Here is a 16,123-nt window from a genome sequence, read left to right as displayed (position 1 = left end):
GACCCTACGGGGCGGACACGGCCCTCTCCCCGGCCACCGGCCCACCGGCCCCCGGGGCCACGGGCTCCCCGGTCTCCGGAGCTGCGGCGTCCACGACCTCCGGTTCCTCGCCCGCAGCGACCGCCGTCCCCCCGGCCCCCGCCTTCACGACCACCCCCAACGGATCCCGCCCCCGGAACCCGAACAACGGAATCAGACTGACCGCCAGGAACACGACCCCGAACACCAGGATCGTGGTGGTCAACCCGATCCCGGGCACCGCCCACCCCGCCAACAGCCCGCCGATCGGGATACCGGCGAAGCACACGGCCGTGACCAGCCCGAACACCCGGGTCTGCAACGCGGCGGGCACCCGCTTGTACAGCGCGGCGCCGTACACCGGGTTCACCGAGCACATCGCGATCCCCGACAGCAGGGTCACCACCATCACGACCGTCAGGCTGTCGCTGAGCCCGAGGACCAGCAGCCGGGGCGCGCCGCCGAGGATGGCCCCGAGCGTGAACGCCAGGTACTGCGGGATCCGGGTCGACAGGAACGTGAACACGAGGCTGCCCAGGACGACGCCGAGCGCGAACGCCCCGCCAACCAGGCCGAGCGCGGCCGGGGTGTGCACGACGTCGCGTACCCAGAGCGGGACGAACACGACCACGGCCGCCTGGGTGAACAGGTTGCTGGCGAACAGGATGACGGTCATCGTGACCAGCAGCCGGTCCTGGGCGAGGGCCCTGACCCCGCCGCGCAGCGCGACCAGGTAGGGCTCCTTCGGCTCGGCGGCCTCCGAGGGCTCCTCGGCGGGCGGCCGGACGAACACCCCGACGAGGAGTACGCCGGCCGCGAAGGTCAGGCCGGTGAAGCCGACGACGAGCGGGGCGCTCCACCAGTAGATGAGGACGCCGCCGAGGGGTGCGCCGAGCAGGATCGCGGCCCGGGTCATGCCCTCGTACAGGGACGTCACCCGGATCATGGGGACGTCCGCGAGTTCGGCCATGGGGCGGAGCAGGACGTGTTTGGCCCGGTCGCCGACGCCGCGCATCGCGCCCATCACGGACACCAGCAGGATCAGGGTGACGAAGTCCAGCCCGGGGATCAGCGCGACCGCCGCGAGGGCCGCCGCGCTGCCCACGTCGGTGTAGATGGACGTCCGCCACAGCCCGAACCGGTCGGCGAGCGGGGTCGCGAACACGCTGGACAGGACGTAGAGCACCATCTCGGCCCCGGCGGCGATGCCCATCTTCACCGGGCTGTCCGTCATGACGAGGACCAGCCAGGGCACGGCGACGACGGACATCCGGATGCCGAGCGCCGCGATCGTGTCGGCGATCAGCAGCGCGACCAGGCCGGTGCGCCGGTTCACGCGCGCTCGGCCCGGTACCGGGCCCGCAGTGCCTTCTTGTCCACCTTGCCGGTGTTCCCGAGCGGCAGCCGGTCCACGAAGTCGATGGTGCGGGGCACCCAGATCGGGGTGAAGTCCTCCAGCACCCGGGCCTGGAGGACCTCCACGTCCACCACGCTGTCGGGGGCGAGAACCACGTAGGCGTGCACGACCTCGCCGAGCTTCTCGTCGTCGACGCCGATGACGGCGGCGGCGCGGATCTCGGGCTGGGCGGCGAGGAAGTCCTCCAGCGGGCGGGAGAACACGTTCCGCGAGCCCCGGCCGGTGACGATCATGTCCTTGACCCGGTCGACGAGGTACAGGTACCCGTCGGCGTCGAGTTTGCCCAGGTCCCCGGTGCGGATCCAGCCGTCGACGAGGGTCTCGGCGGTGTACTCGGGCTGCCCCCAGTACCCGGTCATGTTCAGCTTGCTCGACACCCAGACCTCGCCGAGCTCGCCGGTCGGCACCTCGCGGGCGTCCTCGTCGCGGATCTCGATCCGGACGTCGCCGTAGGGCAGGCCGCAGGAGCCGAGCCGCTCCGGGTGGGCCGGGTCGGGGGTGACGGCGGGCATGGCGGTGATCAGGGTGGACTCGCTCAACCCGTACGCGATCCGAACGACCGGGCCGAGCAGCTCGTACGCCTGGACCAGCCGGGCGGGGGCCGTGGGGGCGCTGCCGACGTTGAACATCAGCATCTGGTCGAAGTCGGTCTCGGCGAGCTTCGGGTGGTCGAGCAGCTCGTAGAACAGCGGCGGCGACACGAACGTCGAGTTGATCTTCTCGGCGTGGATGGTGGCCAGGAAGACGTCGGCGTCCCAGTCCTCCTGGACGAACAGCACCCCGCCGTGGAACAGGTTGAAGTACGCGGTCATCGGGCCGCTGACGTGCCACGGCGGGGTGACCGACAGGTGCCGCAGCACCGGGTGCCCCGCGTCGCGGAACTGGGTGGCCAGCTCGATGACCTGCTCGAAGAAGCCCTGCCGGTGGTGCACCATCTTGGGCAGTCCGGTGGTGCCGCTGGTCTGGAACACCGACTCGGGCTCGTGCGTCACGCCGGACAGGTCCAGCGCGGGGGCGTCGGCGGGGCGCGCGGCGAGCAGGTCGGGGCCGAGCCCGTCCGGGCCGAGGCACAGCACGGGCAGCGGGGCGAGGCTGGCCGCGATCTCCCGGCCGAGCGCGTCCTGGGTCCGGGCGTCGTAGATCAGCGCGTCGAGCTGGGCCAACTGGACATAGGCGGCGAGTTCGTTGCGGGGCGTGATCAGGGCGATCCACACGGTGCGACAGCCGAGCAGGTGCAGGGCCAGGTGCAGCGGCAGCGCCTCGGGCGGGTTGGACACGAGCACCCCGACGGCGGTGCCGGAGCGCACGCCGTTGTCCTGGAGGGACGCCGCGAGGTCGAGCACCTTCGCGCGGACGTCGTCGTAGCTGAGCCGGACGCCGTCGCCGACGAGCGCCTCCCGCGAGCCGTAGCCGGCGAGGATGTCCAGGGCGCGATTGACGTAGTTGTCCATCTAAATCCCCTACTTCACTGGTCGATGATCGCGCCCCCGGACGCGGAGAAATGCATGGGGGCTCAGCCCACCTAGCGGGACAATACCGCTCTCTCCGGCTGTGGGCCAGTATGGAAGATCCACAGTGGCTCAGGTGCGGGAATGACCTATTCGTGGCGCTTTCCCGAATAGGCAGTCCACAGTGCATTCGTTATATCGATATACATGAAAGGGCTGGTGAATCCATTCTAAGAGCCGATTGACGGTGTACGGCGAGGGCACTAACTTGTTGTCCCTACCGCCCGAGTAATTCACGGGCGGGCGACCCACGTTGGTCATCAATTGGAGGTTCGCTCCCGACATGAACACCCCTCGAAAGTTGCGGGTTCTGCTGGCCGCCTCGGCGGTCGCGGTTGTCGCATCCTCTGTGCTCGCCGCGAGCAGCGGTTCGGCGACCGGCGGCATTGACAAGAACAAGGAATGGGTCGGCACGTGGGCGGCGGGGTCGACGCCCGGTAGCGTCGCCGGTGGTTCCAGCATGGTCGGATTCACCAATCAGAGTCTCCGCCAGATCGTGCACACCTCGGTGGGCGGCGAGGCTCTGCGGATCCGGCTGTCCGACCAGTACGGCCTGAACGCGTCCGTCACCATCGGACACGCGACGGTTGCTCTTCCGGATCTCACGACTCCGGACCTGTCCGACATCGTCCCGGCGAGCGTGCGCGAACTGACGTTCAACGGTAAGACGTCGGTCGTTCAGAAAAAGGGCACCGACATCCTCAGCGACCCGCTCACCTTCGCGGTCGGGGCGCAGCAGGACCTCGTGGTGACGCTCTTCTTCCCGGTCGCGACCGGGTCGACGACGTTCCACTTCCAGTCGCGGCAGATCTCCTATGTCGCGGCCGGCGACCGGACCAACGAGGCCACGGTGCCCGGTGCCGTCGCGCGGGAGAACTTCTACTTCCTCGCCGGTGTCGACGTACTGCGGGAGAAGGCCGGCGGCTCGGTGGTCATCTTCGGTGACTCCATCGCCAACGGCACCAACTCCACGCTGAACGGCAACAAGCGGTGGCCGGACGCTCTGGCCGGCCGCCTGATCGCCACCCCCCGTGGCGACCGGGTCCCGGGCGTGCTGAACCTCGGCATCGCGGGCAACCGGGTCACCAAGGACGGGCTCGAGCCCATCGCCGGTGGCGGCGGGTTCGCCGAGGTCGGCAACAGCGCGCTGTTCCGGCTCCAGCACGACGCGTTGTCGCAGGCCGGTGTCGGTACGGTCCTGGTCGAACTGGGCATCAACGACATCTGGATGAGCAACGAGAGCCCCGAGGCGATCATCGACGGGCTGCACCAGATCGCGATCCAGGTCCGGCAGAAGGGCCTGAAGGTCGTGGCCTGCACCCTGATGCCGTACGAGAACGCCACCAGCGCCGTGTGGACCCCCGAGCGGGAGGCCACCCGGCTGGCGGTGAACGAGTACCTGCGCACGAGTTCCGACTTCGATGGCCTGGTCGACTTCGACAAGGTCATGCGGGACCCGGCGGCCCCGAGCAAGCTGCGCGCCGAGTTCGACAGTGGGGACCACATCCACCCGAACGACGCGGGCTACCAGGCGATGGCGAACGCCGTCAACCTGAACCTGCTCCGTTAGGTTGCTGTAAGTATCCGAGCCCGGCACGCCATCGGCGTGCCGGGTTTTTTTTCTGTCTATTCCGCGACTTGCAAAGTCGGTCTAAGGTCCACTGTGTTCCTTCGAACATCTGTTAAAGGACTACACCGTGGATGCTGGCACTATCCTACGTAAGATTCTCAGCCCGGCGGGCCGGCGCGATCCGTGGCCGCTGTACGCGTCGCTGCACGCCCTGGGGCAGGTCAACGCCCTGCCGCGGATCCCCGGCTCGAAGATGTGCGCCGTGGTCAACGGGTACGAGGCGGTGGGGGAGGTGCTGCGCGACGTCCGGTTCGTCAACCTCGACCGGGACAATATCGCCGATTCCCGCCCCGACTGGGAAGAGCACCCTTTCTACACCACCTTGATGGGTACCATCATGTTCAGCAACGCCGCCGAGCACTCCCGGTTCCGCCGGTTGTTCGGCAAGGTGTTCACCCCGCGCCGCGTGACGGCCATGGAGGAGTCCATCACGGACCTGATCGACGCCCGGCTCGACGACATGGCGGCGGCGGGCGCCGACGGCTCCGAACTCGACTTCATGACCGAGTTCGCCTATCCGGTGCCGGCGGGGGTCGTCGGGCAGCTGCTCGGCATCCCGGAGTCCGAGCAGGCCTGGGTGCCGCCCCGCACGGACCTGATCAACGAGGCCCTGAACATGCGGGTGAACAACACCCGGGTCCTGGAGGCCGCCGACGTCGCCACCCAGGAACTCGTCGACTACTACCTGGACCTCATCGGCCGGCTGCGCGCCGAACCCGGCGACGACGTGACGAGCGGACTGATCCAGGAGATCGACGCGGCCGGCGGGGGCGTGTCCGACCTCGAACTGGCCTGCAACCTGGTCGTGACGTACAACGCGGCGTTCTCCACCACCACCCCGATGTTCGCTGCCGCGCTGGTCGAGCTGCTGGAACGCCCCGAGCAGGCCGCCCGGATGCGGGACGAGCCCGAGGCGGCCGGCCCGCTGGTCGAGGAGATCCTGCGGTACCAGACGTCCGTGCACTTCGTCAGCCGCAGCGCCTCGGAGGACCTGACCGTGCACGGGGTGGACATCCCGAAGGGCGGCACGATCCTCGTGATGCTCGGCGCGGCCAACCGGGACCCGAAGCGGTTCGCCGACCCGGACCTCTTCCACCCCGAGCGGCTGGACAACAACCCGATCAGCTTCGGCGTCGGCCCGCACTACTGCCTGGGCGCGGCGCTGTCCCGCCGGGAGGCGCAGCTCGCCCTGCCCCGGCTGCTGCGCCGGTTCCCGGAACTGGCGATCGGGGAGAACCCGCAGCTCAACGACTCGATCCTGCTGCCGAGCTACCTGAGACTGCCGGTCACCCTCGGTCAGTTCTGACGTCACCAGCCGGGTCGCAGTGGTGCGACCCGGCTCCGGTGGTTTCGTGCGCACCCTGTTCCCCTGGCGTCACTGAGCGCGTTTCCTCTCCCGGATCCGTGCCACGCCGGACGAGCGGGGCCGCGTGCAACGTCATCTGTGAGATAAGGTCGCCGTCATGTCTGACGTGCATGACTACCTGCGCCGCATCGGCGGTCTCATCCGTGCCTCCCGCAAGCACCGCGGCTGGACCCAGGCGCAGCTCGCCGAGGCGCTGGGCACCAGCCAGAGCGCGGTCAACCGGATCGAGCACGGCCACCAGAACCTCAGCCTCGACATGCTGACCCGGATCGGCGACGCCCTCGACAGCGAGATCATCTCGATCGGGCACACCGGACCGATGCACCTGCGGATCGAGGGCGGCCAGCAGCTCTCCGGCAGCATCGACGTCCGGTCCAGCAAGAACGCGGGCGTGGCCCTGCTGTGCGCGTCGCTGCTCAACAAGGGCCGGACCACCCTGCGCAAGGTCGCCAGGATCGAGGAGGTCAACCGGATCCTGGAGGTGCTCGGCAGCATCGGGGTGAAGACCCGCTGGCTCAACGAGGACAACGACCTGGAGATCACCCGGCCGGCCGTCCTGGACCTGAGCACGATGGACGTCGAGGCGGCGCGGCGGACCCGCAGCGTCCTGATGTTCCTCGGTCCGCTGCTGCACGAGCTGGACCGGTTCGAGCTGCCGTACGCCGGGGGCTGCGACCTGGGCACCCGGACCATCGAGCCGACCCTGAGCGCGCTGCGGCCGTTCGGGCTGGCCGTGAAGGCGCACGAGGGGTTCTACCACGCCGACGTCGACCGGGCCGTGGTCCCGACCCGGGCCATCGTCCTCACCGAGCGCGGCGACACCGTCACCGAGAACGTGCTGATGGCCGCCGCCCGGCACCCCGGCGTGACCGTGATCCGCAACGCCAGCTCGAACTACATGGTCCAGGACCTGTGCTTCTTCCTCGGCGAACTGGGCGTGACCGTCGACGGGGTGGGCACCACCACCCTGACCGTGCACGGCGCGGCGGACCTCGACCGCAATGTCGACTACGCCCCGTCCGAGGACCCGATCGAGGCCATGAGCCTGATCGCCGCCGCCATCGTCACCTCCTCCGAGATCACGGTGTGCCGGGCGCCGATCGAGTTCCTCGAGATCGAACTCGCCACCCTGGAGGAGATGGGGCTCGACTACAGCCGGAGCGAGGAGTACCCGGCGGCCAACGGGCACACCCGGCTGGTGGACCTCACGGTGCGGCCGTCGACCCTGCGCGCGCCGCTGGACAAGATCCACCCGATGCCGTTCCCCGGGCTGAACATCGACAACTTGCCGTTCTTCGCGGTCATCGCGGCCGTGGCGTCCGGCTCCACCCTGGTGCACGACTGGGTGTACGAGAACCGGGCCATCTACCTCACCGAGCTCACCAAGCTCGGCGCGCACGTCAAACTCCTCGACCCGCACCGGGTGTACGTGGAGGGCCCGACCCACTGGTCGGCCGCCGAGGTGATCTGCCCGCCCGCCCTGCGCCCGGCGGTGGTGATCCTGCTGGCGATGCTCGCCGCGAAGGGGACGTCCGTCCTGCGGAACATCTACGTGATCGACCGGGGCTACGAGCAGCTCGCCCAGCGATTGAACCTTTTGGGTGCGCGAATCGAGACATTCCGCGACTTGTAAATTAAGTACCCATAAAAAGGTTTTAGTGGGGGTGCGACCCGGTCCCAGGAGCCGCACCCCCACTGGGGCCCCGGGATGGCACCGTGTTGGGGCGGATCCATCCCGTTCAGCCATGTGAGTGGCTTGGAATGAGTCAATCCCACAGGTCAGCGGCCCGCAACGCGTGCGGGTGAATATGGGGGGACCGCGCGGGAATCTGGGGGCGGGTGGTCCTACCAAAAAGGATCTTTCATCCGGCCGGTGCGAGATATGGCGCAGAAAGGCCCCCCGCCCGCAGAATGTTGATGTGACTCCCTGGGTGAGCGGCCTCAGTCTGGCCGAGCGGCTTGCCCTGTCCGGCCCGCCCACCCCGACCGCCCCCGTGCCCGACCGCGCCGCCCGCCGGCTCGACCGGTGGCGCGCCGCCCACGACCTCGCTGACACCGGCCAGTGGGCCCGGCGGCTCGCGGCCGTCGGGCTCGACGAGACCGGGGTGTTGGCCCTGCTCGCCGAGGCGCCCGACGCGTTGGCGGCCCGGGCGCCCCGGCCGCGGTGGGCCGTGACGGTCACCGCCCTGCTGGAGACGGCACCGGAATTCGTGGTGGCGCTGGCCGGGGTCGGAGGCTCCGGTGCTGGTCACGGCGGTTCTCCGGCGCAGCGCGCCGACGGCACGGACCCCTCGGCTCCCGGCATCGACGGCACGGACCCCTCGGCTCCCGGCATCGACGGCACCGACCTCTCAGCTCCCGGCGTCGACGGCGCGGCCTCTCCGGCTCCGGGCGCCGGTGGCACCGCCTCCCCGGCCTCGGTCGCAGTGGGGGCTTCCTGGCAGGCCGGCTTCGCCGCCATCCTCGCGCCCTTCGTCACCACGGCCCGCGAACGCTGCCTGGCCCGGATCCCGGACTCCCCGCTCTGGGACCGCGCCGCGCTGGTCACCGGCCTCGCCGGCACCCTCGCCGACACGCTCACCCGGATCGCCTGCCGCACCCTCGTCCTCGAACTCAACGTCGCCCGGGTCACCGGCCGCCTCGACGGCGACACCCCGCAGGAGCGGTTCGCCAGCTTCGTCCGGCGGGCCACCCGGCGCGAGACCCTCACGGAACTCCTCGAGGAGTACCCGGTGCTGGCCCGGCTGCTCGTCCAGGCCACCGACCACGCCGTCGACGCGTACACCGAACTGCTCGACCGGCTGCGCGCCGACCGCCCCGCCCTCGTCGCCACCCTGCTCGACGGCGTCGACCCCGGCCCGTGCGTGGCCGTCGACACCGGCAGCGGCGACGCGCACCGGGGCGGGCGGACCGTGGCGATCCTGCGCTTCGCCACCGGCGGCACCCTGGTCTACAAGCCCCGCTCCCTCGCCGTCGACACCCACTTCCACGACCTGGTGCGCTGGCTCGACGACCAGACCACCTCGACGGGTACCGGCCTGGACCTGCTCACCCCGCGCGTCCTCGACCGGGGCACCCACGGCTGGGCCGAGTTCGTCGCCCACCGCCCCCTGGCCGGCCCGCCCGGCCCCTACTACCGCCGGCTCGGCGCCCTGCTGGCCCTCGTGCACGCCCTCGACGGCGTCGACTTCCACCGGGAGAACCTGATCGCCTGCGGGGACCAACCCGTCCTCATCGACCTGGAAGCCCTGTTCCACCCGCCGCACCGGACCGGCGCCGTCGACGAGACCGGCCTGCTGCCCATGGCGGGCCTCGACCTGAGCGGGCTCGGCGGGGCGGAGGGTACGCCGTACCCGACGGAGTCCGCCGTGCTCGCCGACCCGGGCACCGACGCGATGCGGATCGACCGGCGGACCCTGCTGACCGCGGGCGCGCTGAACCGACCGGTCCGCGACGGCGTACCCGTCGACGCCCGCTCCTTCACCAGCGACCTGCTCGCCGGCTTCCGCCTCGGCTACACCACGCTCGTGGCCGCGCGGGACGAGCTCCTCACCCGGCTGGCCGCCTTCGCCGACGACGAGACCCGGGTCGTGGTCCGCCCGACCCAGGTCTACGCGATGCTCCTCGACGAGTCCACCCACCCCGACGTCCTGCGCGACGCGCTCGACCGGGACCGGATCCTTGACCACCTGTGGGCCCTGTCGGCGGGCGACGCCTTCCGCGAGAGCCTGATCCACCACGAGCTGCGCGAGCTGTGGGCCGGGGACGTACCCGTGTTCACCAGCAGACCGGGCAGCCGTGATCTGTTCACCGGCGTCGGGGCGAGGGTTCGCGACGTCTATCCCGAACCGCATCTGGTTCGGGTGTCCCGGAAGATAGCGGCCATGGGCCCCGACGACCTTCTCGCCCAGGAGAAACTGATCGGGGACGCCATGGCGGAAGGAGAAAAACCATGAGCGCTGAGGAACTGGTGTGGGGTTGGAAGAACCCGGAGTACCGGGAAGGGGACAGCCCGGCCGGCGAGATCACGTTGGATCCCTGGCTCGGTGACATGCTGACCATCGTCGTCACGACAGGCACCCCCAGCACAAAGATCATTCCTTCGTTGGCATGAGGCTCATCTCATCAGTTCTGGTCGGTCGGAACGCCGAACTTCACCGCCTCACCGAAGCGCTGACAGTGGCCCGAGGCGGCGCTGGACAGGCCGCTCTGGTGGTCGGCGAGGCGGGGATCGGCAAATCCCGGCTGATCGGAGAACTACAACGCCTCGCCGGGGCGGACGGAGTGCTGGTGTGCCATGGGCGCACCAGCACGACCGCACCCTCGGTTCCTTTCCGCCCCCTGGCCGAGGCCGTGCTGACCCTCGTCCGGGCTGTCGGGGTGCCCGACCAGCCCGACCTGGCCCCGTACCGGGCCGCGCTCGGCCGCCTGATCCCCGAATGGCGCGAGGAGGGCGACGCCCGGCGGGGTGAGTCGGTGCTGGTCCTCGCCGAGTCGATCCTGCGGCTGCTGGCCGTCGCGAGCCGGGACACGGGGTGCCTGATGGTCCTGGAGGACCTGCACGACGCCGATCCCGAGACCCTCGCGGTCGTGGAATACCTGATCGACAACCTGGACCGGCTGCCCGTGCTGTTGATCGGCACCAGCCGTCCCGAGGTCGGTCCGGCCCGTGAACTCGCGGAGTCGGCGCTCCGCCGCCGGATGGCGCAGGTGATAGAACTGGGTGCCCTGGACGACCAGGCCGTCAGCCAGTTGATCGCGCACTGCCTGGAGTCCGCCCAGGAGACCGTCCCTCCGGTCGTCACCTCCCAGGTCCGCCGCGACGGCGACGGCAACCCGTTCGTTGTCGAGGAACTCCTCGCAGGTCTGGTCGGCGCCGGTCACCTGGTCCGTCGGGCGCGGGTGTGGACCGTGGACGGCTCCGTCACCACCAAGGTGCCCACTACCGTGGTCGTCAGCGTCACCGAACGTGCCGAAAGGCTGGGCGAGGCCGGGCACGCGCTCCTGCGCAGTGCCGCGACGCTCGGTAGGCGGTTCTCCGTCGAGGTGGTGCAGCGGGCCACCGGAGTCGATGTCGGGGTGCTGCGCCAGGTACTCAGCACGGCCGTGCGCACCCAGCTGATCGTGCCCGACGACCACGGACCCGAGTGGTACGCCTTCCGGCACGCCCTCACCGCCGACGCTCTACTCGCCCCGCTGCTGCCCTCCGAACGGGCGGTCCTCGCCGGCCAGCTGGCCACCGCGATCGAGACTCTGTTCCCCACGCTCGACGGCGAATGGTGCCAGCACCTCGCCCAGCTCAAGTTGGCCACCGGGGACGAGCCCGCCGCCGCCAGCCTCTTCACCGAGGCTGGCCGCCGCGCGCTCGCGGACGGCGCGCCGACCTCAGCGGTCACGTTGCTGGAAAAGGCGCGGAAGCTGTCCTTCGGCTGGTTCAGTCCGGCGCTGCGGGCCGAGACCCTCGAACCGTTGCTGTCCGCGCTCACCGAGTCCGGGCAGACCGAACGGGCCCTGGAGATGGAGAAGGACCTGGAAGTCCTGGCCGGACATCTCGACGGGGCCCGGCTCGCCGCCCTGCACACCCGGATGGCCGAAGCCGCCGCCGTCGCCGGCCGGTGGCGGGACGGTCTCGCCCAGGTGGCGGTCGCCCGCCGACTGCTCGGCCCGGACGCGGCCCCCGGACGGACGGCCCCGATCGACGTCATCGAGGCCCGGATCCTGCAGGACGTCCCCGACGACCCTCGGGTGGGGGAAGCTGAGGGCCTGGCGCGCCGCGCGCTGGACGACGCCCTCCGCTTCCCCCTGCCCGAGGTGGGCTGTCAGGCGCTGGAGGTGCTCGGCATCGCCGCCCGGCGGCGCAGCATGGCCGAGTCCGAAGAGGTCTTCCAGCGCATGGTGAGCCTCGCCGACGAGCACAACCTGCCTGTGTGGCGGGTGACCGCGCTGAGCTACCTCGGCGTGAACGACATGCTCACCCACGGGGCACCAGGCCGCCTGCACCAGGCCCGGGAGGAGTCCGCGCGGATCGGAGCATTGCCCACGGTGTGCAACGTGGACGGACTCCTCGCGTGGCTCTCCGTGCACCACGGCGACTACGAGGGCTCCCGGCGCATCGCCGACCCCTGCGAAGAGCTCGCCGGTCGGCTCCGACTCCGCCAGATCGGCCGGTACCTGTCCCTGGTCAACGCCGTGTCCGCCGCGCACCGTGGCCGCAAGGAGGAGATGGACGAGCACCTCGTCGCCCTGGTGAGCGCGGGGGGCGAGGACACCCACTACCTCCCGGTCGCATGGGGCCTGGCCGAAGGTGTGTACGCGCTCCTCGAGGAGGACCGGGCCGGCTCCCGGGCGAAGCTCGACCAGGCCCGGGAGCGGGAGAACCGCTACCCGTCGGCGTACACCCTGTCGGGGACCTTCGGTCTGGCTCTGTTGTTGGAGGCGATGGACGGGGACGCGGGCTGGTCCGAACACGCGGCGATCGCGGCCTCGATGCCGGGCCAGGTCCGCTGGAACCAGCAGTTCGTCGTCGCGGCCCGGGCGGTGCTGCACGCCCGCGACGGAGACAAGATCTCCGCCGAACTGGCCGTGGCGGAGTCCCAGGAGATCGGCGAACCCTTCCCGCTGGGACGCGCCCTGGTGCTCCGGTTGGTGGCCGAATCGGCGCTGGACGACGACTGGGGGCAGCCGGCCGCGTGGGCCCGGGCCGCTGCGGAGCATTTCCAGCGGGCTGGTCTGGGCACGGCGGCCGCCGCCTGCCGGGCGTTGTTGCGCAGGGCGGGTGCGTCCGTCCCCCAGCAGCGCAAGGGCTGGGAGACCGTGCCGGCGCCGCTCCGGGAGAGCGGGGTGACGGTGCGGGAGTTCGAGGTGCTGGTGCTGCTCGCCGAGCGGTTGGGGAACGTCGAGATCGGGCAGCGGTTGTTCATCTCGGCGCGGACCGTGGAGAAGCACGTGGCGAGCCTGCTCGGCAAGCTGGGGCATTCGGACCGGTTGGCGTTGTGCGACTTCGCGGCGGGGATGGCGTTCTAGTCGGGATCGGGGGCGGCGCCGATCTGGGCGCGGATCTCGCGGGCGCGGGCGGTGAGTTCGGGGTCCGTGGTCGCGAGGCCGAGGACCCGGAGGCTCCGGGCCTCGCCCAGGCGGTGGCCGGTGGATTCGTTGATGGCCAGGGCGCGGCGGGCCTCGGTCGCGGCGAGGTCGAGGTCGCCCGCTGACAGGTGCACCTCCGCCAGGGTCGCGCGGGCCCGGCCCTCGCCGACGACGTTCACGCACCGGTGGGCGATGTCGACCGCGCGCCGGGCCCGCTCGACCGCCCGTGGGAACGCGCCGTCGTGGCTGTCGAGGCCGGCCAACCCGCACAGGGTCTCGACCTCGGACTCCGAGCTGCGCGCGGTGTCGACCAGGAGCAGGGCCTCGGTGTATGCGAGGCGTGCCTCCCCCATGTGCCCGAGTCCCCGGCGGGCCGCTCCGAGCGCGTTGAGTGCGTGTGGCTCTGCGAGCTTTTCCTGGCATGTCCGTGAAAGTTCCAGGGCAGCGCGGGCGAGTTCCAAACCCTTCTCGCAGGCGCCCCGGTCTATGTGAACGGTGGCTATCACCTCCTGGAGATAGCACGCGAGTGAGGGCTTGTGTCGGAGCGCAAACACCAGTGCCTCGTTGCCTGTATCGAGAGCCTTGCCGAATGCGCCCAGCAAACGGTGTACCTCAGACACCAGGCTCAGCGCGAACAGGAAGGGCCAATGCTCGAAGTTGTGCGGACGGAACAGGTCCAAGGCCTGGTGATAGTTGTCGAGGGCCTCGGACATGCGTCCCGTCAGCCGCAGCGCCATCCCGAGGCTGACGACGAACCGAGCCTCGTCAGGACGTCCTTCCACCCTTCGAATCCAGTGCAGTCCACTGGTGAGGTGCTGAACGGCCTCGTTGTGCCGGCTGTTCACCCGGTAGGCGGTCCCGAGGTTGTCCTCCGCCAGTGCGTGGATCCTGGGATCTGACGTCTCGGGGATGAGGCCGTGCACTGTCAGTGTCACGGACAGGTAGTCGGCGCAGTGGCGCCGCAGATTCATGTATCCGCGGATGGCCTCGGTGAGCAGCAGCGCGGTAACCACTGCTTCGTGTGTGCAGCAATGGTGGATGACAGATCGGAGATTGAAATACTCGGCGTCCAGCCACAGGAGCGCCACCGATGGGTCTGGGAAAGCCATAGGCGGCGGATCGAGATGGACTGGGAGGAATTCGCGGGTCATCTGACCCTGACCCTGGCTGGCAGCCTCTGCTGTTCGGAGGTACCAGCTGAAGAGCCGGGAGGTCGCATGGCCGGCGTCGGATTCGGTGGTGCCGTGTTCCGCCGCGTACTCGCGCATCAGGTCGTGGAACGCGTACCGGTGCGCCGGATGCGCCTCCACCAAATGCGCCGACGCCAACCGGTCCAGGCTCCGCCGCGCCGCCGGCACCGACGTCCCGGTCAACGCCGCGACAGCCTCCGGCGTGAAGTCCGGCCCGGGCACGAGCCCCAGCAGCCGGAACACCCGGGCGCTCTCCGGGTCGAGGGCCGCGTACGAGTGCCCGAACGCCACCCGCACCGACACGGACGGGTCGTCCCCGAGTTCCAACGCGTCGATCCGTCCCCCGCTCCCGAGCCGCGCCGCGTGTTCCGCGAGTGACGTTCCCGGCGTGTCGGCCACGTGCGCGGCGGTGATCCGCAGGGCGAGGGGCAGGTGTCCGCACAGTTCGGCGATCCGGGCGGCGGCAGTGGGTTCGGCGGCCACCCGGTCCGCGCCGAGGATCGCGCCGAGCAGCCGGACGGACTCCTCCGGTTCGAGGACGGACAGGTTGAGCCGGCGGGCCCCGTCGCGGGCGGTGAGGCCGGCGAGCCGGTCGCGGCTGGTGATCAGGGCGAGGCTGCCGGGGTCGGCGGGCAGCAGGGGTCGGACCTGGTCGGGGTGGCCGGCGTTGTCGAGGAGGATCAGGATCCGCCGGCCGGCCAGGCGGCTGTGGTAGAGCGACGTGGCCTCCTCGACGTCGGTGGGGACGTTCTCGGGGGCGACGCCGAGCGCGCGGAGGAACCGGGACAGCGCGTCGAGCGGGGTGACCGGGGAGGCGGCGGAGTAGCCGTGCAGGTTGATGTGCAGTTGGCCGTCGGGGAAGTGGGCGCGGACGTGGTGGGCCCAGTACACGGCGAGGGCTGTCTTTCCCACGCCGCCGACGCCGGCGATGGTGTGCAGGACGACGGCCCGGCCGGAGCCGAGCAGGGCGTCGAAGGTGTCGAGCTGGGCGGTGCGGCCGGTGAAGTCGGCGACCTGCGGCGGGAGCTGGGCGGGGGTGGGCCGGTCGGCCGTGGCCTCGCGGAGGACGGCGGCGTGGGTGCGGCGGAGTTCGGGGCCGGGGTCCAGGCCCAGGGTGTCGGCGAGGGCCGACCGGATCCGTTCGTAGCCGGCGAGGGCCGCCGCGCGGTCGCCGGTGCGGTGGGCGGCGCGGATCTGGAGTTCGGCGGTGCGTTCGCGGAGCGGGTGCCGGGCGGTGAGGGCGGCGAGTTCGGGGCCGAGGTCGCGGTGCCGGCCGCGGGCGAGGTCCGCCTCGATCCGGGCCTCGACGGCCGACAGCAGCAGGTCGTCGAGGCCGGGCAGCAGGGCCCGGAGCCCGGTGGTGGCGTCGGCCCCGCACAGTGGGCCCCGGTCCAGGGCGAGGGCCTGGCCGAGCAGGCGGGACCGTTCGGCAGGGTCGGGGACGCCGACCGCGTGGTCGTGCAGGGCCCGGAGCCGGTGGACGTCGACGTCGGCGGCGTCGACCCGGTAGCCGCGCGGGTCGAGGGTGAGCCCGACCCCGCCCGTGGCCAGGGCGCCCCGGAGCCGGGAGACGTGCGCGTGCAGGGCGGCGCGGGGGTCGCGGGGCGGGGTGTCCGGCCAGAGGAGGGCGACGAGGCGTTCGGTGGGCACCGGGCCGGGGTGCAGCAGGAGGGCGGCGAGGAGCTGGCGTTCCCGGCGCTGTCCGATGTGGACCGGTTGGCCGGATCTCCGGGCCTCGATGGCACCCAGCAGCCGGAACTCCACGGGCCACACCCTACCGGCGGCCAGGGGATTCCGACGCCCCGACACATTCAACATCATGACCATCCGGGTACCCGCGGGGATAGGATCGTCCGACGTCGCCCGCGGCTGGTCGGCACCGGGAGCGGGGCGGACGACCAGGTGACCCGA

At 70.9% G+C, this 16,123-nt stretch carries 9 protein-coding genes; 6 read left to right on the top strand and 3 right to left on the bottom strand.

The genetic code is table 11. The features are described 5' to 3' along the window. Positions 1 to 4: 4 nt before the first annotated feature. On the bottom strand, positions 5 to 1,354 hold the full coding sequence (locus AB0M43_RS13180; RefSeq protein ID WP_363724116.1) for an MFS transporter: 1,350 nt from the start codon (positions 1,352 to 1,354) through the stop codon (positions 5 to 7). Next, positions 1,351 to 2,886, bottom strand: coding sequence for an AMP-binding protein (locus AB0M43_RS13175; protein WP_363724115.1), 1,536 nt, complete (start codon positions 2,884 to 2,886; stop codon positions 1,351 to 1,353). The genes AB0M43_RS13180 and AB0M43_RS13175 overlap by 4 nt, the downstream gene beginning before the upstream one ends. Positions 2,887 to 3,253: 367 nt before the next feature. Here AB0M43_RS13175 and AB0M43_RS13170 point away from each other — a divergent pair, with 367 nt between their 5' ends. The 6 genes from AB0M43_RS13170 to AB0M43_RS13145 all read left to right on the top strand — a co-directional run bounded on the left by AB0M43_RS13170 (position 3,254) and on the right by AB0M43_RS13145 (position 12,962). Then, entirely contained in the window at positions 3,254 to 4,513 is a 1,260-nt protein-coding gene (locus AB0M43_RS13170) for an SGNH/GDSL hydrolase family protein (RefSeq protein WP_363724566.1), read from the top strand. Between the two features lie 127 nt (positions 4,514 to 4,640). Further along, the gene (locus AB0M43_RS13165; protein ID WP_363724114.1) at positions 4,641 to 5,879 is read left to right on the top strand and encodes a cytochrome P450; all 1,239 of its coding nucleotides are present in this window, start codon (positions 4,641 to 4,643) and stop codon (positions 5,877 to 5,879) included. Between the two features lie 157 nt (positions 5,880 to 6,036). Then, positions 6,037 to 7,572, top strand: coding sequence for a UDP-N-acetylglucosamine 1-carboxyvinyltransferase (locus AB0M43_RS13160; protein ID WP_363724112.1), 1,536 nt, complete (start codon positions 6,037 to 6,039; stop codon positions 7,570 to 7,572). A 286-nt stretch (positions 7,573 to 7,858) separates the two neighbouring features. After that, positions 7,859 to 9,895 (top strand): type 2 lanthipeptide synthetase LanM, encoded by a 2,037-nt coding sequence (gene lanM / locus AB0M43_RS13155; protein WP_363724110.1) that lies wholly within the window; start codon positions 7,859 to 7,861, stop codon positions 9,893 to 9,895. After that, positions 9,892 to 10,053: a hypothetical protein gene (locus AB0M43_RS13150; RefSeq protein ID WP_363724109.1), complete on the top strand. Its 162-nt coding sequence runs from the start codon at positions 9,892 to 9,894 to the stop codon at positions 10,051 to 10,053. The genes lanM and AB0M43_RS13150 overlap by 4 nt, the downstream gene beginning before the upstream one ends. Then, complete coding sequence (locus AB0M43_RS13145; RefSeq protein ID WP_363724107.1) at positions 10,050 to 12,962, top strand: AAA family ATPase; 2,913 nt, start codon at positions 10,050 to 10,052, stop codon at positions 12,960 to 12,962. Before AB0M43_RS13150 ends, AB0M43_RS13145 begins: the two co-directional genes overlap by 4 nt. Here AB0M43_RS13145 and AB0M43_RS13140 read toward each other — a convergent pair. Beyond that, positions 12,959 to 15,976 carry a BTAD domain-containing putative transcriptional regulator gene (locus AB0M43_RS13140; protein WP_363724105.1) on the bottom strand — a complete coding sequence of 1,006 codons (3,018 nt, stop codon included), beginning with the start codon at positions 15,974 to 15,976 and terminating at the stop codon, positions 12,959 to 12,961. The two genes, AB0M43_RS13145 and AB0M43_RS13140, sit on opposite strands and share 4 nt — an antisense overlap. Positions 15,977 to 16,123 lie beyond the last annotated feature (147 nt).

Source organism: Longispora sp. NPDC051575 (genome assembly GCF_040681875.1).
Classification (GTDB): domain Bacteria; phylum Actinomycetota; class Actinomycetes; order Mycobacteriales; family Micromonosporaceae; genus Longispora.
This window is presented reverse-complemented; position numbering and strand designations above follow the sequence as displayed.

Bases quoted from the DNA above. Each gene is read 5' to 3' on its own strand.
- AB0M43_RS13175 (WP_363724115.1), bottom strand. From the start codon at position 2,886: ATGGACAACTACGTCAATCGCGCCCTGGACATCCTCGCCGGCTACGGC.
- AB0M43_RS13160 (WP_363724112.1), top strand. From the start codon at position 6,037: ATGTCTGACGTGCATGACTACCTGCGCCGCATCGGCGGTCTCATCCGT.
- AB0M43_RS13150 (WP_363724109.1), top strand. From the start codon at position 9,892: ATGAGCGCTGAGGAACTGGTGTGGGGTTGGAAGAACCCGGAGTACCGG.
- AB0M43_RS13145 (WP_363724107.1), top strand. From the start codon at position 10,050: ATGAGGCTCATCTCATCAGTTCTGGTCGGTCGGAACGCCGAACTTCAC.